Source organism: Bradyrhizobium sp. ORS 285 (assembly GCF_900176205.1).
In the GTDB taxonomy this organism is placed as follows: domain Bacteria; phylum Pseudomonadota; class Alphaproteobacteria; order Rhizobiales; family Xanthobacteraceae; genus Bradyrhizobium.
Window position 1 is genome coordinate 6,952,441 of sequence record NZ_LT859959.1, and the last position, 22,202, is coordinate 6,974,642.

18 protein-coding genes are annotated in these 22,202 nt (G+C 65.7%); 5 read left to right on the forward strand and 13 right to left on the reverse strand.

All coding sequences use genetic code 11. From position 1 onward, the window contains the following. Positions 1-125: 125 nt before the first annotated feature. From BRAD285_RS31280 to BRAD285_RS31290, 3 genes are read right to left on the reverse strand one after another with little or no spacing between them, the layout of a single operon-like run. Positions 126-1,346 (reverse strand): ABC transporter substrate-binding protein, encoded by a 1,221-nt coding sequence (locus BRAD285_RS31280; protein ID WP_006615283.1) that lies wholly within the window; start codon positions 1,344-1,346, stop codon positions 126-128. Between the two features lie 45 nt (positions 1,347-1,391). Continuing rightward, complete coding sequence (locus tag BRAD285_RS31285) at positions 1,392-1,715, reverse strand: 2Fe-2S iron-sulfur cluster-binding protein (RefSeq protein WP_006615282.1); 324 nt, start codon at positions 1,713-1,715, stop codon at positions 1,392-1,394. Between the two features lie 8 nt (positions 1,716-1,723). Then, on the reverse strand, positions 1,724-2,914 hold the full coding sequence (locus BRAD285_RS31290; RefSeq protein WP_371507736.1) for a cytochrome P450: 1,191 nt from the start codon (positions 2,912-2,914) through the stop codon (positions 1,724-1,726). A gap of 110 nt (positions 2,915-3,024) precedes the next feature. Between BRAD285_RS31290 and BRAD285_RS31295 the strand changes: the two genes are divergently transcribed. Further along, on the forward strand, positions 3,025-3,543 hold the full coding sequence (locus BRAD285_RS31295; RefSeq protein ID WP_006615280.1) for a MarR family winged helix-turn-helix transcriptional regulator: 519 nt from the start codon (positions 3,025-3,027) through the stop codon (positions 3,541-3,543). Positions 3,544-4,113: 570 nt separating this feature from the next. Beyond that, entirely contained in the window at positions 4,114-5,904 is a 1,791-nt protein-coding gene (gene atzF, locus BRAD285_RS31300) for an allophanate hydrolase (RefSeq protein ID WP_035648777.1), read from the forward strand. A 172-nt stretch (positions 5,905-6,076) separates the two neighbouring features. Here atzF and BRAD285_RS31305 read toward each other — a convergent pair whose 3' ends face one another. The 10 genes from BRAD285_RS31305 to ugpB form a co-directional block, all read right to left on the reverse strand. Further along, positions 6,077-6,808: a GntR family transcriptional regulator gene (locus BRAD285_RS31305; protein WP_035648774.1), complete on the reverse strand. Its 732-nt coding sequence runs from the start codon at positions 6,806-6,808 to the stop codon at positions 6,077-6,079. Between the two features lie 4 nt (positions 6,809-6,812). Continuing rightward, a complete protein-coding gene (hpxZ, locus tag BRAD285_RS31310) occupies positions 6,813-7,205 on the reverse strand; it encodes an oxalurate catabolism protein HpxZ (RefSeq protein ID WP_006615277.1) in 393 nt (130 codons plus the stop codon). Next, a complete protein-coding gene (locus tag BRAD285_RS31315) occupies positions 7,186-8,586 on the reverse strand; it encodes an AtzE family amidohydrolase (RefSeq protein ID WP_035648769.1) in 1,401 nt (466 codons plus the stop codon). Before BRAD285_RS31315 ends, hpxZ begins: the two co-directional genes overlap by 20 nt. Before the next feature lie 10 nt (positions 8,587-8,596). Continuing rightward, positions 8,597-8,776: a DUF4089 domain-containing protein gene (locus BRAD285_RS31320; protein ID WP_006615275.1), complete on the reverse strand. Its 180-nt coding sequence runs from the start codon at positions 8,774-8,776 to the stop codon at positions 8,597-8,599. Positions 8,777-8,803: 27 nt separating this feature from the next. Further along, complete coding sequence (locus BRAD285_RS31325) at positions 8,804-10,672, reverse strand: ABC transporter ATP-binding protein (protein WP_006615274.1); 1,869 nt, start codon at positions 10,670-10,672, stop codon at positions 8,804-8,806. Between the two features lie 138 nt (positions 10,673-10,810). Further along, positions 10,811-11,707 (reverse strand): ABC transporter permease, encoded by an 897-nt coding sequence (locus BRAD285_RS31330; RefSeq protein ID WP_006615273.1) that lies wholly within the window; start codon positions 11,705-11,707, stop codon positions 10,811-10,813. After that, on the reverse strand, positions 11,704-12,717 hold the full coding sequence (locus BRAD285_RS31335) for an ABC transporter permease (protein WP_006615272.1): 1,014 nt from the start codon (positions 12,715-12,717) through the stop codon (positions 11,704-11,706). The genes BRAD285_RS31330 and BRAD285_RS31335 overlap by 4 nt, the downstream gene beginning before the upstream one ends. A 346-nt stretch (positions 12,718-13,063) precedes the next feature. Further along, a complete protein-coding gene (locus BRAD285_RS31340; RefSeq protein ID WP_035648767.1) occupies positions 13,064-14,686 on the reverse strand; it encodes an ABC transporter substrate-binding protein in 1,623 nt (540 codons plus the stop codon). A gap of 226 nt (positions 14,687-14,912) precedes the next feature. Then, positions 14,913-15,866, reverse strand: coding sequence for a phosphotransferase (locus tag BRAD285_RS31345; RefSeq protein ID WP_035648765.1), 954 nt, complete (start codon positions 15,864-15,866; stop codon positions 14,913-14,915). After that, on the reverse strand, positions 15,866-17,179 hold the full coding sequence (gene ugpB, locus BRAD285_RS31350) for a sn-glycerol-3-phosphate ABC transporter substrate-binding protein UgpB (protein ID WP_035648763.1): 1,314 nt from the start codon (positions 17,177-17,179) through the stop codon (positions 15,866-15,868). Before ugpB ends, BRAD285_RS31345 begins: the two co-directional genes overlap by 1 nt. Positions 17,180-17,707: 528 nt before the next feature. Here ugpB and BRAD285_RS31355 point away from each other — a divergent pair. From BRAD285_RS31355 to BRAD285_RS31365, 3 genes are read left to right on the forward strand one after another with little or no spacing between them, the layout of a single operon-like run. Continuing rightward, a complete protein-coding gene (locus BRAD285_RS31355) occupies positions 17,708-19,699 on the forward strand; it encodes a HAMP domain-containing sensor histidine kinase (protein WP_050886993.1) in 1,992 nt (663 codons plus the stop codon). Next, positions 19,669-21,414: a DUF3369 domain-containing protein gene (locus BRAD285_RS31360; RefSeq protein ID WP_006615267.1), complete on the forward strand. Its 1,746-nt coding sequence runs from the start codon at positions 19,669-19,671 to the stop codon at positions 21,412-21,414. Before BRAD285_RS31355 ends, BRAD285_RS31360 begins: the two co-directional genes overlap by 31 nt. Next, complete coding sequence (locus BRAD285_RS31365) at positions 21,411-22,160, forward strand: response regulator (RefSeq protein WP_006615266.1); 750 nt, start codon at positions 21,411-21,413, stop codon at positions 22,158-22,160. Before BRAD285_RS31360 ends, BRAD285_RS31365 begins: the two co-directional genes overlap by 4 nt. The last annotated feature ends 42 nt before the right edge of the window (positions 22,161-22,202 follow it).

Genomic DNA, 22,202 nt, shown 5'->3' on the forward strand with positions numbered 1-22,202 from the left:
ATAATTCCCAGAAATGGGCAAAGGCAAGAACTATAGTGCCTGTTAAGGATACTGCAGCACAGCAGAAGCGGGCCGCGTCAATGTGACAGGGCCCGCTCTCGTTCATGCCTAGCATCTGGACGGCGTTACTTCACCAGCGCACAACCGCCGTCAGCCACCGGCCGAAATGCCTGCTCGGCCGGGATCGTCGAGACCAGCCGATAGTAGTCATAGGCGTACTTCGACTCCTCCGGCTTCTTCACCTCGAACAGATACATCGGATGCACGACGCGGCCGTCGGCGCGGATGGTGACGTCGCCGAACAATTTGTCCTTGCCCTTCACCGTCTTCATCTGCGGCACGACATCCTTGGCATCGTCGCTCCCCGTCGCCGCGACCGCGTTGAGGTAGGCGAGCGTCGAGGCATAGACACCGGCCTGGTTGCCGCTCGGCATCTTGCCGTTCATGCCGGGGCGCGCCGCAAAGCGCCTGGCGAAGGCGCGGGTGTCGTCGTCCATGTCCCAGTAGAACGCCTCCAGCAATTGCAGCCCCTGCGCGGCCTTCAGCCCCATGCCGTGGATGTCGTTGATGAACAGCAGGAACGCGACCAGCGACTGGCCGCCCTGCTGGATGCCGAACTCCGCGGCCTGCTTGACGGCGTTGATAGTGTCACCGCCGGCATTGGCGAGCCCGATCACCTTGGCCTTGGAGCCCTGCGCCTGCAGCAGGAACGACGCAAAGTCGGTCGTGCCGAGCGGATGCTTGGCCGAGCCCAGCACCTTGCCGCCGTGCTTCTCGATGTAGTTGGTGGCCTCCGCTTCGATGCCCTGGCCGAGCGCGTAGTTGACCGTGATGAAGTACCAGTCTTTGCCGCCGCGCCCCATCATCGCCGCTGCCGTGGTGTTGCCGGTCGCCCAGGCATCGTTGACCCATTGGATGGTGTTGGGCGAGCAGGCCTTGCCGGTGAGATCGGAGCTTGCCGTGGACGAGGCCAGGAACGTCATGCGGCTGTTGCGCAACAGCTCGTTGATCGTGAGGCCCACGGACGAATTCGGCACGTCGACGATGGCATCGACCTTGTCGACCTCGAGCCATTTGCGCGCGATCGCCGAGCCGACATCGGCCTTGTTCTGGTGGTCGGCATAGACGATCTCGACTTTGATGCCCTTAGCCCCGCCGTTGAAATCCTCCGCGGCCATGCGCGCGGCCTCGACCGAGCCCATGCCGTTGGTGTCCTGGAAGATGCCGGAGATGTCGTTGAGCACGCCGACGCGTACGACATTGTCCGAGATCTCGCCGGCGGTCGCCGTGGCCGACACGCCCAATGACGCGGCCAGCGCCAGCGCGCAGGCATTGAGTTGCTTCATGATGTTCCTCCCCATGGTTTGCTTGTTTTGATTGTTGTCGAGCCGTCAGCTCTGCCGATCGGGAATGCGGACCACCAGTCCGGCGAGCGCAGGCTGAACCTTGATCTGGCAGGACAGCCGGCTGTTCGGCAGCCGCTCGGCGGCGGTGCCGTCGAGCAGCGCATCCTCGTCGTCGGAGACCGGATCGAGCTTCGATGCCCAGGCCTCGTCGACATAGACATGGCAGGTCGCGCAGACAGCGTTGCCGCCGCATTCGGCGGTGATGCCGTCGACGCCGTGGGTGAGCGCGGCGAGCATGAGGCTGTCGCCGTCGGCGGCGTCCACGGCCTGGCTGCGGTTGTCGGAATGGATGAAGGTGATGCTTGTCATGATGTCGCTCAGGCTGGGGTGAAGGTGACCGGCAGGCTCTCCAGCCCGCGCAGCGTGTTGTTGTAGCGACGCTTCGGCGCGCCGCTCATCGTGATGCTGCCGACCTTGCGCGCGAGCGCGGTCAGCACCGCCTCGCCTTCGAGCCGGGCGACGAGCTGGCCGACGCACATGTGGATGCCGGAGCCGAAGCCGACATGGCCGGAGACTTTGCGCGTGATGTCGTAAGCATCCGGCTGCTCCCAGCGGCGCGGATCGCGATTGGCGGCACCGAGAAACATCAGCACCTTCTCGCCTTCAGGGATGGTGACGCCGCCGAGGTCGACCTCGCGTGTCGTGGTGCGGAAGAAGGTCTGCACCGGGCTCTCGAACCGCACCGCCTCCTCGAAGGCGTTGCGCGCCAGCGACGGATCGGCGCGCAGCCGTGCAAACTGATCCGGAAAGCGCGCCAGGCAAGACACTGCCGCGCCGATGCCATAGACGGTGGTGTCGAGGCCCGCCGACAGCAGCGAGCGCACCAGCAAAGGTGCCTCAGTCGGCGTGATCTCGCCGCTGTCGCTGAAGGCATGGATGCAGGCGCCGAAGCCGCCGGGCGCGAGATTGTCGCGCTGACATTGTTCGGTGACATAGGCCTGGTGCGGCGCCGAGCGCTCGATCGCCTGCTGGCGCAGCTCGTTCGGCGGACCGAACGCGTTGAACACCAGGCTCGCATAGGGGATGAGGTGATCGCGCCCCTCCGCCTTGAGCCCGAGCGCATCGGGGAACACCGACAGCGGATAGGCCTCGGCGAGATCGGGGATCGCATCGAACGAGCCGCGCGCCACGAGCTCGTCGACCTTGGCCTCGGCGGCGGCCAGGAAGCCGTCGCGCAGCCGCTTCATGACCGCCGGCGACAGCACCTTGCTCAGCACCGCACGCGTCCGCGTATGATCAGGCGGATCGGCCTCCAGGATCAGGCTTGGCGGCCGCCACGGCTTCTCCTTGGCGAAGTCGCTGAGGCCGACGCCGCGGCTGGAACAGAATGTCTGGGGATCGTTGAAGACGGCATAGACCTCGGCGTAACGGGCGACGCCATAGACGTTCCACTGATCGAGATAGACCACGGGCCCGGCCTCGCGCATCTCCTCGTGCGCCGGATAGGGATCGTCGAAGAAGCCGTAGGAGAACGGGTCGATCGCGAGATGCGGGATATCAGGCGCCATGCCGGCATTTGGGGAATGAGTTGTTGGGTTCACGCTGAACTCCTGAAGTTTGACCTTGTCATGCGGCTTTTCGTATCCGTATGAGTGGCGATGCATGGATGCTGGGGATCATGAGCGAGACCAAGGGGACGCCGCGCAAGGCACCGCCGCGCGAGATTGAGGGTCAAGATCGGGCCCACGGCCTCACGCTCGATCTCGACCGCTACGTGCCGGCCTTCATCACCTTCATCGCCAACAAGCTGTCGAACAGCGCGACCGCGTTCTATCAGCGCAATTTCGGCGTCAACGTCACGGAATGGCGGATCATGTCGTTGCTGGCGATCGAGCCGGGCATTCCGGCCTCGCGCATCTGCAGCGTGATCGGCTTCGACAAGGGGCCGGTCAGCCGTACGCTCGCCTTGATGAAGAGCCGCGGCCTGATCGCCATCCGCAATGATCCAGAGGACGGCCGCAGCCACTCGATCTCGCTGACCGCCAAGGGCCGCGCGACCCACGACAAGGTCATCATTGCCGCGCTGGAACGCGAGCAGCGCCTGCTGGCCTGCCTCGACAAAGCAGAACAGGAAGTGCTGATCACCCTGCTCCGCCGTATCCACGACAATCTCGACGCCGTCACCGGCGCGAGCTGAGTCGAGGCTGCGCGATCCCCAGAACGGCTGATGATGTCGACGTGACCGCGTGCTTGCGCGCGCGCAAGCGGCCGCGCCTGCCGCAAGCAGGCTGCCCATAGCGTTTCCATCCCAGCGAGGCGCAAGCCATCCTGCGCCTTCATCCTTGATGAAACGATCGTTCCATAGATTAGTTGCTTTGGCAACCATAAATCGGCCGCGCGTCTTCGGGCGCGGGCGGCTCGCCGCGCACGACCTCGACCTCAGCCTTGGCGCGCCGTCCGGCGAACGACGCTTTGGCGCAGGCCGTGGTAACGGGACCTTCCAGCAGTCACCCGCCTTGCTTCGCCAGCCGCCAGCTTGCGTGCCTACAAATCAGGCAAATTGCTGAGCAGTTCAACGCCCAGCTCCCGCAGCGCTCGGCAAATCGCGACCCAAGCCTCTGATATGCAATATTTTTCGGTCACAGCGCCGCGCGTCCGGCGTGTACACAATGGCATGTGCCTTGCTACATCAGCAGCAGATCGGCCAAGCGGAGCGCGTGGACATGGCAACCCAGACATCAGGCTCAGGACAGATCCGGAGCGCTGCGTGACCGAGACCGTCGCCGAGATCGTTGCCGCCCATCGGGCCGGCCTGATGACGCCGAAGCAGACCGTCGCGCGAACGTTCGACCGCATCCGCGCCCACGGCGACCCTGCCATCTTCATCAGCCTGCGCGACGAGGCGGATGCGCTCGCAGAGGCCGAGGCGCTCGCGGGCAAGGATCCCGCGGCCCTGCCGCTGTATGGCGTGCCGATCGCGGTCAAAGACAATATCGACGTGGCTGGCCTGCCGACGACGGCTGCCTGTCCGGCCTTCGCCTATACGTCGACGCGGGACTCGATCGCCGTGGCGCGGCTGCGCGCGGCCGGAGCCATCGTCATCGGCAAGACCAATCTCGATCAGTTCGCGACCGGCCTCGTCGGCGTGCGCTCGCCCTATGGCATTCCGAAGAATCCGGTTCATGGCGATCTCGTGCCGGGCGGATCGAGCTCCGGCTCGGCGGTCGCGGTCTCGGCCGGTCTCGTGCCGTTGTCGTTGGGGACGGATACCGCGGGCTCCGGCCGCGTGCCGGCGATGCTCAACAACATCGTCGGGCTGAAGCCGAGCCTCGGCATGATCTCGACCACAGGCCTCGTGCCGGCCTGCCGGACGCTCGACTGCATCTCGGTGTTCTCGCTCACGGTCGATGACGCCATCACCGCACTTTCGGTGATGGCCGCGCCCGATCCGCTCGATGCATTTTCGCGCGACCGGCCGTTGGAGGCAGTGACCGCGTTTCCCAAGGGGGTGAAGCTCGGCATTCCCCGCTCCGGACAACTGATCTTCTTCGGCGACAAAGCGGCAGAGGCGGCCTATGGCGCCGCCGTCGCGCGCTTCGTCAAGCTCGGCGCAGAACTCGTCGAGTTCGACCTCGAGCCGTTCTACGAGACGGCACGGCTGCTCTATGAAGGCCCGTGGGTCGCCGAGCGCTACCTCGTGATCCGCGACCTCCTCGCCTCCGATCCCGATGCGATCCATCCGGTGACGCGCGAGATCACCATCGGCGGGGCGCGCGGCAGCGCCGCCGACACCTTCGGCGCGCTGTATCGCCTGCAGGCGCTGCGCAAGGTGGCCGAGCGCACTTTCGGCGCGATCGACGCGATGCTGCTGCCGACGGCGCCGACGGCCTACACGACCGCAGACGTGCTCGCCGATCCGATCCTGCTCAACAGCCGGCTCGGCACCTACACCAACTTCGTCAATCTGCTCGACATGTGCGGACTGGCGGTGCCGGCCGCGATGCGCAGCGACGGCATTCCGTTCGGCATCACGCTGCTGGCGCCCGCGGGGCACGATGCTGCCCTCGCCAGCCTCGGCCGCGCGTTCCATGCCGACACGGCGCTGCCGGTCGGCGCGAAATCGACCGCGCAGCCACCGCTGGCGCCGGTGTCATCCTCGTTGCACGGCGACGAGATCGCCATCGTGGTCGTCGGCGCGCATCTTTCCGGCATGGCGCTGAATTACGAACTAACGGGTCTCGGCGGCCGGCTGCTGGAAGCGACGAGCACCGCGCCGGATTACAAGCTCTACGCGCTGTCGACGACGCCACCGAAGCCCGGCATGCTGCGGGTCGAAGAAGGCAAGGGCACTGCAATGGCGGTCGAGCTCTGGGCGTTGTCGGCCGCCAGTTTCGGAAAGTTCGTCAACCTCATCCCGCCGCCACTGTCGATCGGCACGATCAGGCTGCAGGACGGCCGCAGCGCCAAGGGATTCCTGGTTGAGCCGGCCGCGCTCGACGGCGCGCGCGACATCTCGGAGTTCGGCGGCTGGCGCGCCTATATGGCGCAGAAGGACTGATCGGTTCGGGCGCGCTGCGGTAGGGTGGGCAAAGGCGCAGCCTTGCTGCCGCCACATACAAGATCGCGGTGGCGCCGTGCCCACCATCTTGCTGACGAGTTCGCTGATCGACGGTGGGCACGCGACCGCCTGACGGCGGGCGCTTTGCCCACCCTACCGCTCAAACCACAACCTACACCGACACCGCGTAGATCTCGTACTCCCCGCGTACCAGCTCGATATGGGCTTTCATGGCGCTCGCCGCACCGGCCTTATCGCCGCGGAGGATGGCGACGACGACGCGGTCGTGCTCGGCATGCGACTTGGCGAGACGGCCGAGGTTGCGGAACTGGGCGCGGCGGAACGGCTGCACGCGCACGCGCGTCGCCAGTGTGATCTCGGCGATGTAGGCGTTGTGAGCGCCGGCATAGATCGCATTGTGGAAACGCTCGTTGACCTCGTGGAAACGCTCGGGATTGCCGGCGTGGCTGAGGTTGCGCAGCTCATCATGGATCGCTTCGAGCCGCTGCCGCTCCACTGGAGTCATCCGCTGCGCGGCGAGGCCGGCGCAGAGGCCTTCGAGCTCGGCCATCGCCTCGAACATGCCGGTGAGGCGATCGACCGAGGGACGCGCCACCACGGCGCCGCGATGCGCGCGCGCCTCGATCAGGCCGGAGGCGGCGAGCTGGCGCAGCGCCTCGCGCACCGGCGTGCGCGAAACATTGAAGCGCTTGGCAATCTCTGTCTCGTCCAACGATGCGCCCGGCGCCAACGTGCCGCGCACGATGTCGTCGGCCAGCTGGAGCCGCAATTCCTCGGCGCGCGTGATCTTCGCCACGGCGGGCGGCGCACGATCGGTGCGCGGCATCTCGGAAGCGCGCGTGAGCCGCTGATGCGTGCGCGGCGGAAGATCGTCCAGGCTCATGACTTCAGCCGCCCTTTGCTTCGTCGATGACGCTGACATGGGCGGCGACGATTCTCCAGCCTTCCGGAAACCGCACCCAGGTCTGCATCTGGCGCCCGACCTTGCCGGGCGCGCTGTCGCGGTAGAACAGCGTCGAGGCGACCGCCGTGTCGCGGCCATAGGTGGTGATCACGGTGCGCGCGGTGCGCCGCATCAGTCCGACCGGCGAGCGCGCGGAGCGAAACGCTGAGATCTCGCCATAGCCGTAGAGATTCTCACCGATGCCGTAGCGCAGCGTGCGCGAGTCCTGCTTGAACAGCTCATCGAGCACGGCGACGTCGTTGCTGACCAGCGCCTGTTCGTAGCGTTGGAACTGCGCGGTGACCTCGGCCACGACGTCAGGCAGATCGACTTCCATTCTCCAGAACTCCTCTCGGGGCCGGCGCAGCGGCGACGCCAAGCTGTTGCAAGGCGTGGGCCACACGCAATGCGACATGTTCGCACCAGGGCGCGGCGATGATCTGCACGCCGATGGGCATCGGCTCCAGCGGAATCGGCACGGCGACGACGGGAAGTCCGATAAAGGAGATCGGCTGCGTGTGAATGCCGATATTGGCGCGCACCGGCAGCTCGACGCCGTCGAGCACGAACGTCGCCTGTCCGAGCTTCGGTGCAATGCAGGGCGTCGCCGGCGCGATCAGCACGTCGACCGACTTGAACAGCTCGAGAACCTGCGCGCGATACCAGCGGCGGAATTTCTGCGCGCGGTCAACCATCGGCGCCGGGATCATCGCTCCCGCAATCAGACGATCGCGCACCGCCGGATCGAAATCCTGCGGCTGCTTGCGCAGGCGATCGAGATGCAGCGAGGCGCCTTCCGTCGTGCTGATGACGTAGGCTGCGGCGCGGGCGCGCGCGGCTTCGGGGACTTCGATAACCTGAGTTACTTTCAGCGCGCCGGCGACGCGGCTGACGGCGTCGGCCGCTTCGGGAAACAGGTTTTTCTGGAAGTGACCGCCGGCCAGGGCGATCCTGAGATCACCGATGCCTTGCGACAGCAAGCTCGACACCGGCTCTGGCGCACGCGCGGTACACGCCGCATCGTCCGAATCGGGCCCCTGCATCACGTCGTAAGCGAGCGCGAGATCATCGACCGAGCGTGCGAACGGACCGAGATGATCCAGACTCATCACGAATGGAAACGAGCGCGCGCGCGACAGCCGGCCATAGGTCGGCTTCAGCCCGAAGATGCCGCAGAACGATGAGGGGACGCGGATCGAGCCGTTGGTGTCCGAGCCGAGCGCGATCGGCACCAGGCCGCCGCCGACGGCGCTGCCCGACCCGCCCGACGAGCCGCCGCTCATTCGCGAGGGATCATGCGGATTGCGCGACGGGCCGTCATGCACGTTCTCGCCGGTGAAGTCGTAGGCGTATTCGCCCATGTTGAGCGCGCCGACGAGGACGGCGCCGGCCGATTCCATGCGCTCGATCAGCGTCGCGTCGCGGCTGGCGGGCGCTCGGTCACGATTGATCTTGGAGCCGGCACGGGTCGGCAGCCCCTCGACGTCGAACAGGTTCTTCACCGCGAACGGCACGCCGGCAAGCGGGCCGACGGGCTTGCCCGCGGCAATGTCGGCATCCACGGCCCGCGCCTTTGTGCGCGCCCGCTCGACCGTGATGTCGGTAAAGGAATTGAGTACGCCATCGCGCGCGGCGATCCGCGCCAATGCGGCGTCAGTCGCTTCGACGGCGGAGAGCTTGCGGGTGGCAACCGCAGCGGCGATGGCGCCTGCGGTCATGTCGGCGGGATCAAGCGGTGAAGACACTGGCAGGCTCGGCTTCGTCAGCAAGGGAGAATTCGTCGACCAGCTTCGCCATCTTCAGCGAGACCTCGAGATTGGCGCGGACGGCAGGACGCCAGGAATCCTCGATCGGCAGGCTAAGTGCGCGCCCGACGGCATCGATGTAGTCGTCCAATGGCTCGGCCATCAGCTCTTCCTTTCCAAAGCCTGCCTCTCAATGCGCCGGCAGCGGCGGATGCGGGATCGCCGTCAGCAGCTCGCGCGTATAGGCGTCCTGCGGATCACCTAGCACACGTTCCGACGTGCCTTCCTCGACGATTCGCCCCGACCGCATCACGATCACACGATCGCACAACAGCCGCACCACATTCAAATCATGGGAGACGAACAGATAGCTCATACCTAACTGTTGCTTCAGATCCTGCAGCAGATTGAGCACGACAGCCTGCACGGAGACGTCGAGCGCCGCCGTCGGCTCGTCGAGGATGACGAGCTTCGGGTGCAGTGCGATCGCGCGTGCGATGCCGACGCGGGCCTTCTGCCCGCCCGACAATTGGTGCGGAAAGCGGTCGAGCAGGTTCAGCGGCAGGCCGACCATGGTCGCCAGCTCCTCGCAACGCGCGCGCAGTGCGTTGCGGCCCTTGATGTCGCCGAGTTGCAGGATCGGATCGGCAATGGCGCGCGCGGCGGTGAAGCGGGGATTGAGGCTGTCGGTCGGATCCTGGAAGACCATCTGGATGTGGCTGCGCTGCGGCAGGCGCGCAAAGGCCTGCGGCAGGATGTTGCCGATCTCCTCGCCGTCGAAACTGATGCGACCCGATGTCTGGTCGAGCAACCGCATCACCATCATCGATGTCGTCGACTTGCCGCAGCCGGACTCGCCGACCAGCCCGACGCTCTCGCCATGACCGACCGTGAAGCTGATGCCATCGACCGCCCGGAAGACCTCCGGCTCGATGGCCGGCTTGCGGCCGAACAGTTTTGACAACGTCGCGGAGGCGCCCTGGCGGGGATATTCCTTGACGAGTTTGTCGACGAGGAGGAGCGGACGAATGCTGCTCGTATTCCGCTGGCCCCCCGCACTCACCTCGTCACTCGCACTCCGCTCGTCACCCCCGGGCTTGACCCGGGGGTCCATCACCTCGATCGGCTCTTTCGAAGAGGGATGGATGGCCGGGCCTTCGCCGCGCCGAAGGGGCTCCGGCCCCGCAGGCGGGTCAAGCCCGGCCATGACGGAAAGAGTGTGTGGCGGGGACGCCTCTTCCTCCGACAGCAAATCCCGCAACGACACGCCGAGCCGCGGCGTCGCGCGCATCAGTTTGCGGGTGTAGGGATGCTGCGGATTGGCGAAGATGTCGGCGGCCTTGGCGGTCTCGACCACCCGGCCCTTCTCCATGACGACGACGCGGTCGCAATAGGCGGCCGCCAAACCCAGATCATGGGTGATCAGGATCGTCGACATGCCCCTGCTCTTGGTGAGCTCGACGACGAGATCCATCACCGCCTTCTGCGTGGTGACGTCGAGGCCCGTCGTCGGCTCGTCGGCGATCAGGAGTTGCGGATTACAGGCGAGCGCCAGTGCGATGACGACGCGCTGGCACATGCCACCGGACAGTTCGAACGGATAGGCATGATAACGCTCGCGCGGACGCGCGATCTTGACCTGCTCGAGCGCGGCGATCGCCTTTTCGGCGCGATCGCTCGCGGCGGCCTGGGCGTGCTGCTTCAGCACGTCCTCGATCTGCTGGCCGACTTTGCGGATCGGATTGAGCGCCGCGCGCGGGTTCTGGAAGATCATCGAGATCTCGCGTCCGCGCAGGTCGCGCATCGCGCTTTCCTCGGCGGCCTTGACGTCGACGCCGGAGAACATCACCGAGCCTTCGGCGATGCGGCCGGCGCGGTCGAGGATGCGCATGACGGCGTAGGACGTCACCGACTTGCCGGAGCCGGATTCGCCGACGATCGCGAGCGTCTCGCCCTTGGCGACGGAGATGTCGACATGCTGCACCGCCTTGACGATGCCGCGGCGGGTGGAGAATTCGACCGTGAGATCGCGAACGTCGAGCAGCGGCTGGGCGGTCATCGATAGCTCCAATAGCCCCACTCGTCATGCGCGGGCTTGACCCGCGCATCCATCACACCAACAAGGGCTTGCTTGGACGGATGGATTGCCGGGTCAAGCCCGGCAATGACGGAGTTTTGGTGTGGGCCGCTCATCGCCTCACGTCCTGCGCTGCGGGTCGACGATGTCGCGCAGGCCGTCGCCGAGCAGGTTGAAGCAGAACACCGCGATCATCAGTGCGAGGCCGGGAAACAGCGCGATCCACCATTCGCCCGACACCATGAAGGACGCGCCCTCGGCGACCATGATGCCCCACTCCGCCGTCGGCGGCCGGACGCCGAGGCCGATGAAGGACAAGCCGGCGGCATTGAGAATCGCGTAGCCCATGGTCAGCGACATCTGCACGATCATGATCGGCATGATGTTCGGCAGGATGTGGCCGAGCAGGATGCGAAACTCGCTGTTGCCCGAGAGGCGCGCGGCCTGCACGAAACCGGCATTGCGGCGGACATTCGCTTCGGCACGCGCGACGCGGGCGTAGAGCGGGAAGTTCACGATCGCGGTCGCGATGATGATGTTCTGCACGGTGTTGCCGAGTGCTGCGACGATCCCCATCGCCAGCACGAACAGCGGGAACGCCATGATCGTATCGGCGATGCGGCCGACGATGCGATCGGTCCAGCCGCCGAAGAAGCCGGCGGCAACGCCCGCGAGGCCGCCCATGAAGAACACCAGCGCGACCGAGGCGACCGCGATGAAGGTATCGAGCCGGGTCGCGACCACGACGCGGCTGAAGATGTCGCGGCCGAGCTGATCGGTGCCGAACCAATGCGCCGCCGACGGCGGCTTCAGCGCGGAAGCGGTGTTGCTGGCGAGCGGATCATACGGCACGATCCACGGCCCGAAGATCGCCGCGAACAGAATGATCACCAGCAGCCCGAAGGCAAAGCCCGTGACCTTGTTCTCGGCGAGCACATAGCGCGTGTGCCCGATCAGGGCCATCAGGCCGGACGTGCTGTTGGCGGCAGGTTCGAGGGTCGGCGCGACAGTGCTCATCCTTCCAGCCTCACACGGGGATCGATGACGCCATAGAGAATGTCGATGACGAGGTTGAGGATCACGTACATGACCGCCATCGTCAGCACGAAGCCCTGCACCGGCGCGAAGTCGGAGGCGATCAGCGCCTCCACCGCGTAGGAGCCGATGCCCGGCCAAGCGAACACCTTCTCCACCAGCACGTTGGCGCCGAGCAGGAAGGAGAACACCATCGACAGCGTGGTGATGACCGGCAACATCGCGTTGCGGAACGCGTAGGTGACGGTGACCGTCGCGGGCGACAGGCCGGAGGCGCGCGCGGTGCGGACGAACTCCGACGACAGCACCGACAGCATGGAGGCGCGTGTCATGCGCGCGATCGGCGCCAGCGAGAAGATCGCGAGCGTTGCCGCCGGCAGGATCAGCTGGCTCAGCGCCGAGCGGAACGCCTCGCCGTCACCCGCGATCAGCGTGTCGACCAGGTAGAACCCGGTCACGTTGTTCGGCGCGCTATAGAACACGTCGAGGCGGCCGAGCGGCGCCGGCGACCAGCCGAGCCGGAAGTAGAACACGTAGACCAGCACCAAGCCGGTAAAGAACACCGGCAGCGACACGCCCGCCGTGGTGACGACGCGGCAGGTGTGATCGATCCACGATCCCGGCCGCGTCGCGGCGAGCACGCCGAGCGGCAGCGCAATCGCGACGGACACTAACAGGCCGAGCAAGGTGAGCTCGGCCGAGGCCGGCAAGCGGTTGCGGATCTCGGTCGCGACCGGCTGGCCCGTCGTCAACGAGCTGCCGAGATCGCCATGGGCGAGATCGACGGTGTAGCGGAAGAACTGCTCGACCAGCGGCTTGTCGAAGCCGAGCTTCTTGCGGATCTGCTCGACGGCTTCCTTGGTCGCTGCGGGACCGGCGAAGTAGGCGGCGGGGTCGCCGGGCAGCGCACGGGTAAGCAGGAAGGTGACGATCACGACCCCGATCAGCGAGGGAATGGCAAAGGCGAGGCGCTTGGCGATGAGGCTCAGCATGGGAGAGGCCTCCCCCAATCTGCTCCCGATCTCACTCCAGGGCGCGGCGAACGATCCCACCACTCTGTCGCTCGGTCATGCCCGGGCTCGTCCCGGACATCCACGTCGCTCCTCGGATGCCGGCCGACGTGGATGGCCGGGACAGGCCCGGCCATGACGACTTCGAGACAGGCGAGCGTAAGACTGCGATCACCGGATGCGCTTGCGCTGCCCTTGTTGCGGAGGAGCGCGGTGGGGGATGAGCCGAGACGGCGGTGGGTGTGGCTACCCCCCTCCCCGCCCCTCCCCCACAAGGGGGGAGGGAGCGAGAGAGCTGGGCTCACCTCACTCGTTCCGATCACGACCATCATCCCTTCACCAGCGCGCGGTAATCCAGCCGGCGGTGGAACCAGTACTGATAGCCCGAGATGTTCTTCTGCATCGCGACGTTGACGAACGGCTGATACAGCGGGATGCGCGGCACATCGGCGAAGGCAAGATCCACAAAACCCTTCACGTCGGCATCGTACGCCGCCTTGTCCCCCGTCGCGGCGGCATCGCGGGCGCCGTTGATGAGCTTGTCCATCTCCGGCGACTTGTAGCTCATCGTGTTGAACACGGAATTGTTGCCGTGATAGCACCAGTAGAAGAAGTACTCGGGGTAATCGAGCCAGCCCGAGAAGATGTTGGTGAAGAGCGGCATCTCCTTCTTGTTCAACTCGGTGCGCCAATTGGCGCCGGGCACCTTGTTGATCGTGGTCTTGATGCCGAGCTGGGCGAGGCTCTCCTGCACCAGCACACACAAGGGCTCGTTGACCTGCGCGAAGTTGAGATCGAACGAGATCGTGGTCTCGAAGCCCTGGGCGTAACCGGCCTCGGCCAGCAGCGCCTTCGCCTTCTCCATGTCGGTCGAGTACTTCGTCGGCTGCGGCCAGGCCACCTCGGTGGCCTTGTCGGCCGGCGCGCCGAACATCGGGTTGGCGAGGCCGAACATCACGGCGTCGATGATCTTCTGATACGGCATCGCATAAGCGAGCGCCTGCCGCACCTTCGGATTGTCGAATGGCGGCTTGGTCACGTTCATGCCGATGTACTGGATGCCGTTCGAGATCGGCAGCGAGATCACGGTGTGCTTGCCGTTCGACTTCATCTCCTGGAAGTCCTTGTTCGGCAGCTCATAGGAGATGTCGGCATCGCCGCGCTCCAGCAGCGCCCTGCGGTTGCCGGCCTGCGGCACCATGCGCCAGATCACGCGCTTGATCTTCGGCAGCGGACCGCACACCCAGTCGTCATTGCGCTCCATGATCACTTCGGTGCCGGCGGTCCACTTCGTCACCTTGTAGGCGCCGGAGCCCGCGGTCTGCTGCTTGGTGTATTCGAGCCCCCAGGGGTCCTTCTCGGTAGCGTTCTTCTTCACAAGCTCGGAATTGACGACGCAGGGCACGATGACGGCCAAATCAGGGATCGTCAGCCTGTCCTTCTTCAGGAAGTCGACGCGGACCGTGTAGTCATCGACGATGACGAACTGCTCCGGCTTGGTCAGCGAGCCAGCGCTCATCTGGAAGGTCGGGAAGCCGCCGACGCTGACGGCGCGGTCGAGCGACCATTTCACGTCCTTGGCGGTGACCGGCGTGCCGTCGTGGAATTTGGCGTTCTTGCGCAACTTGAAGGTCGCGGACATGTCGCCGATCGCCATGTCCTCGGCGAGTTCAGGCTTGAACTTGTCGCGATCGTAATACGGCACCCCGCCGGGGCCGCTCTTCATCTCGTGACTGATGAGGCGGTCGTAGCAATTCCAGGAGACCTCATAGCCCGGCACATTGGTGCCGACGCCGTGGATATCGAGATTGTTGGGCCCGCCCTCGGAGACGATCAGCAGCGTCTCGGACCGCGCATCGGCCTTGGCGGACGACATCACCGTCGGCGCCATCGGCAGCGCGGCGCCTGCGGCCAGACCAGAGACGGATTTCAGAAAATCGCGACGCTTCATCAAATGCTCCCACGGAATACGACCAGCGGGAACAGTGATCGCAAGCTTCGTGCCAATCCTCGCCCAACCGCTAAGCCATTGAAAACTTCGCAAGAACTTGATCGGGGCGGCAGCCGAACCGTCAGGGATTGCATACAGAGGCGGGATCTTGCACAAAATTTAGACTGATGCCGGACTATGCGACCGATTTACGCAGGCCGCACGACCGGATGCGCGCTTGTCGCGCTCAAGCCGGCCAGACCAACGCCTGCAGCTCATCGAAGCTGCGGACTCTGGACGGCCAGTCCGGAATGCAGATGTGACGAACGGGATCGCTGGCCCGGTGCAACAGCATCAGCGCGAGCAGCCGGCGCTTGAGCTGCCAGGTGATCTCGCTGGGCGTCAGGCCATAGCCTTCGAACAGAGCGCGCACGCGGCCGGGATGGCCGGCGGCCATGAACGCGCTCGGGCCGAGCAGGTCGTAGTGGCCGAACCCGGTCATGACGTCGCCGAAGTCGAACAGCCCGCTCAAGCGCCAGCCGTCACCGTCGCGGGAGACAAGGAAATTCTCCGGAATGTATTCGCCGGTCAGGATGACCCGTTGCGGATCACGCGGCAGCAGGACGGCCGCCTCCTGCAGCAGATCATCAAGCTGGTCCAGCAGCGACGCCGGCAGTCCGAGCCGCTGATGGCGCTCGCGACACCCCGCGAATTGCGCCTGCAGGACATCGGACCAGCCGGGACCAAGCTCCAGCAGGCTCGCCGGCGGCACCCGCTGCACATCGGCGATCACGCTACCGAGCTGCCGGAGCAGGTCCTCCTTGTCCGGCTCCGCCAGCTGCGGCCAGATCTCGGATGCAGCAATGCCGTCGAGCCGCGTCATGATCAGATAGGACCACCCGTCGCGCTCGCCTTCGTGCAGCAATTCGGGGGTGGCGACGTCGGCGAGGCGTCGGAAAACCACCGGCAACGTCGCCCGCTCGGACAAGAACTGACCACGCAGGAAAGCAGGAAACATCTTCAGGATCGCGTCGTCGCCGAGCGAGGCGACCAGATTGGTGCCGGCCCCGAATGGCACGAGCCGCGCCGCGCCATAGCCATGGGACCTGACGATGTCTGACGCGGCCGGCAGCCAGCTTGCCGGATCAGAACGCAGGCGCCGCAACTGCGCGGCATCGGCGACATCAGGCAACCCAGCCATCAGCGATCCGGACTTGCCCGCTCGAACTGCCGCAGCAGGCGATTGCCGCGTTCAGCCGCAGCGTCGAGCGCCGCCTGCGCCGGCTTGCGGCCGCTGAAGGCCTGCTCCATCTCGTCCTCAATCGCATCGCGGATCAGCACGAACGAGCCGAGCCGCAGCCCGCGTGAATTTTCCGTCGGCGGATGCAGCGTCACCTGTTCGATCGAAATCGCCGTCCCGGGATTGCGATCGTAGAAGCCTTGCGCACGGGTCAGGTCGAACGCCGCCTGGGTGATCGGCAGATAGCCCGTGTTCTGATGCCAGGCCGCCTGGATGTCGGGCCGCGACAGATAGGCGAAGAACTTTGCGACGCCCTTGTACTCGGCGGCAGGACGGTCGCGCAGCACCCACAACGTGGCGCCGCCGATGATCGAATTCTGCGGAGCGCCCGTGACGTCGGGCCAATAGGGCATCATGCCGTAGCCGACCTCGAACTTCGAGTTCGCCTTGATGTCGGCGCGCGTTGCCGACGATCCGATGAAGATCCCGCACTCGCCCTTCTGGAAACGCGGCTCGGCGGTCTGCCCGCGGCCAGCATAGTCGAAGACCTTGCTCTTCTGCCACGCCGCCAACTGAGCGATGTGACGCGTGACCAACGGATTGTTGAAGCTCAGCACGGCGTCGAGCCCGGCAAAGCCGTTGGCCCGCGTCGCGATCGGCAGATTGTGGAAGGCGGAGAAGTTCTCGATGTTGACCCAGGACGGCCAGGATGTCGTAAAGCCGCATGCGACTCCATGGTCGCGCAACCGCTTGGCGGCCTGGCCGAGCTCCGGCCAGGTCTTCGGCGCAATCGCCGGGTCGAGTCCCGCAGCACGGAACTGATCCTTGTTGTAGTAAAGGATCGGCGTCGATGCGTTGAACGGGAACGACAGCATGTTGCCGTCGGCGTCGGCATAGTAGCCGGTGACGGCCGGCAGATAGGCCGACGGCGAGAAGCTCTCCTGCTCGTCCCGCATCAGCTCGTAGACCGGATACATCGCGCCCTTCGCCGCCGTCATCGTCGCGGTCGCGATCTCGTTGACCTGCACGATGGCGGGCTGGCTGCGCGAGCGGAACGCGAAGATCGCGGCCGTCACGGTCTCCGTGTAGCTGCCTTTGTAGCTCGGCACGATTCGATAATCGGACTGTGACGCATTGAAATCCGCAGCCAGCCGCTCGACCTGGCGACCGAGCTCGCCGGACATCGCATGCCACCACATGATTTCGGTCGTGGCCCGGGCCGGCAGCGTCGTGCCGACGAGGAGCGCGATCGAAAGGCAACGCAGGAAGACCATCACCGGGCCGTCTCCAGAAATCGATGAAAGAATTCGTCTGGGCTGAAATCGCAATCGGACCGCCTATATGATCCGGCAACCCATGGCTGCAACAACTTTGAGGCAAACCATTGACGCGTATCGCTTTGGCGTCAGAATAGCCTTATAGCACCTGACTGGGATTGCGTTGAACCTTTTCGTTTCCGGGCCGACCTCATCATCAAGGGGAAAGTTGTTGCCTGTGTACCGCGCCCGTCTTTCGTCGATGTCGAGAGTGGACGCCACGCCGGTGCTGACGCAGGCCGTGGCAGGCGTCGGATGCCGCTCGCCATTGTCGTGCTGTTCAAGCCTCGCCGCGGGATCCTCGGCGGGGTTCGATGCGTTGCAATATGCGGGTCGGGCTGCGCGCGATGGCGCGCGCGCCGGACGGTTCCCTGCCTCGGTCTCGAGGTAGCGAACGTGGCGGGATCCAAGCAGCGCGGATCCATCAGGCGGCCGTTGAGCCTGGCTACACTCGGCCGGGCGCGGATCGTCCGCGTCCTGCGGGCGGTGCCGATCCGCTGGCGCATCCTGTCGATTGCCGCGCTCAACTCCGCCGTCGTGATCGTACTCGCCGCGCTGATCTGGAACGGCGCGACAGTGCTGGGCACGGCGTGGGATGACGTCCGCCAGGTGCGCGAGTCCGACAAGGTGCTGGCGCTCTTGGAAAGCGAGACCAGCCGGCTGCAGAACCTGATCCACCGCTACATCAATCAGCCGAGCCCGGAGCTGTTCGCCGAGATCCTGCTGCTGCGCGAGGCCGTGCTCGGCACGCTGACGACGCGGGCCTCGACCGATCCGATGCTGTCGGGATCGGTCGAGGAGCTGGAACGCGTCACCGTGCGCTTCCTCGACGGCTTCGGCGAGCTGCGCGGACTGCAGGCGACGATCTCCAAGACCTACCAAGAGGAAGTGCTCGGCCCCGCCCGCGACATTGCCGGCCTCTATTCGGTGATCGAGGGCGCGACCGGCCATCGCGACGCGGAGATCTGGCCCTCGCTCGGCAAGTCGCGCGAGGCGTTCACGGCGATGCTGGTGGCGGCGAACTCCTATTATCTGTCGCTGGCCCCCGCCTCCGCGGATGATGCCCGCCGCAACATCGAGACCATCGAGACAACCATTCCGGTGATGTCGGGGCTCGCCGACAATGATCTGCAACGCATGGCGCTGCAGCGGTTGTCGGCGCGAACCGCAGCGCTGCGCGCCGGCTTCTCGAAGCTGACCGATCAGCTCACCAACCGCACCGAGCTGCTGCGTAACACCATCGACGCGAGCCAAGCCGAAACCATTGCCGCGATCGACGGGCTGTCGGTGAAGATGCGCCAGCATGAGCAGAAGGCGCAGGCGACCTTCGACAAGACGCTGCGCGACATCTCCCGGCGGGTGCTCTCGATTGCAGTGATCTTCCTCGGCGTCATCCTGTCCGCCGGTGTGCTGATCGCTCTGTCGATCCGGCTGCCGCTGCAGCAGATCATGGCTTCGATGCGCGCGATCATGCTCGGCGACTATGACCGGGAGGTCCAGGGCACCGAAGCGCGCGACGAAGTCGGCGCGATGGCTCGCGCGGTCGAGACCTTCCGCGAGAACGCGATCGCCAAGCGCGAGGCCGAGGACGAGTTGCGCACGGCGAAGGAAAAGGCCGAGAGCGCGCTGCTCGAGCTCAATGCCGCGCAGCGCAATCTCATTGATGCCGAACGGCTGGCGGCGCTCGGCGGCCTCGTGGCCGGCGTCGCGCATGAGGTCAACAATCCGATCGGCATCAGCCTGACGGTCGCGTCCAGCTTCGCGCGCCGGGTCGAGATGTTCGAGGCGGCGCTGCGCTCGCCCGAGGGCGGCCTGCGCCGGTCGCAGCTCGAGGAGTTCGTGCGCTCCTCGCGCGACGCCTCCGAGCAGCTGGTCGCCAACCTGCAGCGCGCCGGCGAGCTGATTCAGTCGTTCAAGCAGGTCGCCGTCGACCGCTCGCATGCGGAGCGGCGGACCTTCCTCCTGGGCGAGGCCACCGACCAGATCATCACCAGCCTCAAGCCGGTGCTCAAGCGCGCCCCGATCACGCTTGCGGTCGATGTCCCCGAAGGCCTTTTCATCGACGGTTATCCCGGCTTCTACGGCCAGATCCTGACCAACCTGTTCCTGAATGCCGTCAACCATGCCTTTGCCGACGGCCGCGCGGGCACCATCTCGATCACGGCACGGGCGCGCGGCGCGGATGACATCGAGATCATTTTCGCCGATAACGGCGCCGGCATGACCCCGGACGTGCAGCGTCAGGCCTTCGACCCGTTCTTTACGACGCGGCGCAATGAGGGCGGGACGGGATTGGGGCTGCATATCGTCTACAATCTCGTGACGCAGCAGCTCGGCGGCCGCATGATGCTGGAATCCCGCGAGGGACAAGGCACCACCTTTCGGATTATCATGCCCCGGGTCGCCAAGGGCGGCGCCGAGACAGCAATGGGTGACGGAACGACGCAATGGCCGAACAGGACGATGTCCTCCACCTGATCGACGACACAGGCTTCGACGAGGACGCCCAACCGGCCCGGAAATGGAAGATCGCCGTCATCGACGACGATCACGCCGTGCATGAGGGCACGCGCTTTGCGCTGTCGGATTACAGCCTGAACGGCCAGGGGCTCGAGATCCTCTCGGCCTATTCGGCGGCCGAGGGCCGCACCTTGATGCGCGAGCACGGCGACATCGCCGCGGTGCTGCTCGACGTCATCATGGAGACGGATGTCGCCGGCCTCGAACTCGTCGAATACATCCGCAACGAGATCAAGAACGAGACCGTCCGCATCATCCTGCGCACCGGCCAGCCGGGTCAGGCGCCGGAGCGGCGCGTCATCGTCCAGTACGACATCAACGACTACAAGGCCAAGACCGAGCTCACCGCCGACAAGCTGTTCACCTCGCTCACCGCGGCACTGCGCAGCTATCAGCAGCTCGAGCGCATGGTGCAGACCAGGCGCGGCCTCGAGATCATCATCGACGCCGCCTCGACGCTGTACGACTTCAAGTCGATGCAGCGGCTCGCCGAGGGCGTGCTGACGCAGATCGCGTCGCTGCTGAATGTCGATTGCGCCGGGATTCTCGTGCTGCGCGACGACGGCAGCCAGACCGAGGATTTTTCGGTGCTGGCCGGCTCCGGCTGCTACAGCCGCTTCTCCGGCTCCGTCACCTCGCGCTCGCTCGATCCTGACTTGCGCGACATGGTCGAGGCCGCTTTCAGGCAGCGCAGTAACGAATTCGCCGACCACAAGACGGTGCTGTATCTGCGGACCGGCTCCGGCCGCGAGGTCGTGGTGCTCCTGCAGGCGGAGCGGCCGCTGTCGGAGACTGACCGCTCGCTGGTCGAGATCTTCTCCAGCCGGCTGTCGATCGCCTTCGACAATGTGATCCTGTATCAGCAGCTGCATGAGGCCAACACCCAGCTCGAGGACCGCGTCGCCCAGCGCACCCGCGCGCTGATGCAGGCCAACCGGCGGCTGTCGGCGCAGTGGCTGCGGCTGCAGCGCGCCAACGGCTTCAAGAACGAGATCCTGGGCACGGTCGCGCACGACCTGAAAAATCCGCTCGGCGTGATTCTCGGCCGCACGGAAATGCTGACCGAGCTGATCGCGACTGGGGCTTCCGCCGAGGGCATCACGAGCCAGATCGGCCATATCAGGGATGCCGCCAAGCGATTGACCTCGATGGTCGACCATCTGATCTCGGATGCGATGGCCGATGCGTTCGACATCACCATTCGACGCGAGCCGGTCGATGTCGCCGCCCTGATCCATGAGGTGGTCGAGGCCAACCAGCCGCTGGCGCTCAACAAGCAGCAGGTCATTGCGGTGTCGGCGCCGCCGCAGCTCTCCACCATGTGCGACATCGACCGCATCCGAGAGGCGATCGACAATCTGCTCAGCAACGCCATCAAGTACAGCCCGATCGGCGGTCGGATCAGCGTCCATGTCGGCGGAGACGGCGACAACACGACCATCGGCATTACCGACCAGGGCGCCGGGCTGTCGCCGGAGGATCTCGGCCGGCTGTTCGGCCGCTTCCAGCGGCTCTCGGCAAAACCGACCGCGGGCGAGAGCTCGACCGGGCTCGGCCTGTCGATTGTCAAACGCATCGTCGACATGCATGGTGGCGAGGTGACGGCCAAGAGCGATGGGCCGGGATCGGGGTCAACCTTCACCATCACACTGCCGGCGGCCGAGTTGTCATGAGTCAGAGCCAGCACATCATCATCGTCGACGATGAGGCCCCCGCCCGCGAGATGGTGGGTGATTACCTCAAGATGCACGGCTTCACCGTGACCTTGTGTGACGGCGGCAAGAGCCTGCGCAGCGCCATCGAGACCGGCCCGGCCGATCTCGTCGTGCTCGACCTCAACATGCCCGAGGAGGATGGCCTTTCCATCATCCGCGACCTCAAGGGCCGCACCAATATCCCGGTCATCATGCTGACGGCGACCGCCAGTCCGATCGACCGGGTCGTCGGGCTCGAACTTGGTGCGGACGATTATGTCGCCAAACCCTGCGAATTGCGCGAGCTCATGGCCCGCATCCGCTCCGTGCTGCGCCGCAGTGTCCCGGCCAAGGCCGCCGCCGTGGCGGCTGTCGCGGAGCCCGCTCCGGCCAAGGCCCCGGACCCGCAGCTGGTGCGGTTCGGTACCAAATGGCTCGATCTTGATGCCCAGGCGCTGCGCGACGACGAAGGCAACGAGCATCCGCTGACCGCATCCGAATTCGGCCTGCTCAAAGTGTTCGCCGCAAACCCGAAGCGGGTGCTGTCGCGGGAGCGGCTGCTGGAGCTCGCCAATGCTCGCGACGCGGAGGCCTTCGACCGTGCCGTGGACCTCCGGATCATGCGCATCCGCCGCAAGATCGAGCCGGACCCGACGAAACCGGCGGTGATCCGCACCATTCGTGGCGGCGGGTACCTGTTTTCCCCAGCCGGCGAGAAGGCCTGAACGACCTTCCCGACAGGGCTTGCGGACCGGCCGGAGGCGCGT

Bases quoted from the DNA above. Each gene is read 5' to 3' on its own strand.
- BRAD285_RS31320 (WP_006615275.1), bottom strand. From the start codon at position 8,776: ATGGCCGAGCCATTGGACGACTACATCGATGCCGTCGGGCGCGCACTT.
- BRAD285_RS31315 (WP_035648769.1), bottom strand. From the start codon at position 8,586: ATGACCGCAGGCGCCATCGCCGCTGCGGTTGCCACCCGCAAGCTCTCC.
- BRAD285_RS31280 (WP_006615283.1), bottom strand. From the start codon at position 1,346: ATGAAGCAACTCAATGCCTGCGCGCTGGCGCTGGCCGCGTCATTGGGC.
- BRAD285_RS31360 (WP_006615267.1), top strand. From the start codon at position 19,669: ATGGCCGAACAGGACGATGTCCTCCACCTGATCGACGACACAGGCTTC.
- ugpB (WP_035648763.1), bottom strand. From the start codon at position 17,179: ATGGTCTTCCTGCGTTGCCTTTCGATCGCGCTCCTCGTCGGCACGACG.
- BRAD285_RS31295 (WP_006615280.1), top strand. From the start codon at position 3,025: ATGAGCGAGACCAAGGGGACGCCGCGCAAGGCACCGCCGCGCGAGATT.
- BRAD285_RS31305 (WP_035648774.1), bottom strand. From the start codon at position 6,808: ATGAGCCTGGACGATCTTCCGCCGCGCACGCATCAGCGGCTCACGCGC.
- BRAD285_RS31345 (WP_035648765.1), bottom strand. From the start codon at position 15,866: ATGGCTGGGTTGCCTGATGTCGCCGATGCCGCGCAGTTGCGGCGCCTG.
- BRAD285_RS31285 (WP_006615282.1), bottom strand. From the start codon at position 1,715: ATGACAAGCATCACCTTCATCCATTCCGACAACCGCAGCCAGGCCGTG.
- BRAD285_RS31335 (WP_006615272.1), bottom strand. From the start codon at position 12,717: ATGCTGAGCCTCATCGCCAAGCGCCTCGCCTTTGCCATTCCCTCGCTG.
- hpxZ (WP_006615277.1), bottom strand. From the start codon at position 7,205: ATGGAAGTCGATCTGCCTGACGTCGTGGCCGAGGTCACCGCGCAGTTC.
- BRAD285_RS31340 (WP_035648767.1), bottom strand. From the start codon at position 14,686: ATGAAGCGTCGCGATTTTCTGAAATCCGTCTCTGGTCTGGCCGCAGGC.
- BRAD285_RS31290 (WP_371507736.1), bottom strand. From the start codon at position 2,914: ATGGCGCCTGATATCCCGCATCTCGCGATCGACCCGTTCTCCTACGGC.
- BRAD285_RS31330 (WP_006615273.1), bottom strand. From the start codon at position 11,707: ATGAGCACTGTCGCGCCGACCCTCGAACCTGCCGCCAACAGCACGTCC.
- BRAD285_RS31325 (WP_006615274.1), bottom strand. From the start codon at position 10,672: ATGACCGCCCAGCCGCTGCTCGACGTTCGCGATCTCACGGTCGAATTC.
- BRAD285_RS31365 (WP_006615266.1), top strand. From the start codon at position 21,411: ATGAGTCAGAGCCAGCACATCATCATCGTCGACGATGAGGCCCCCGCC.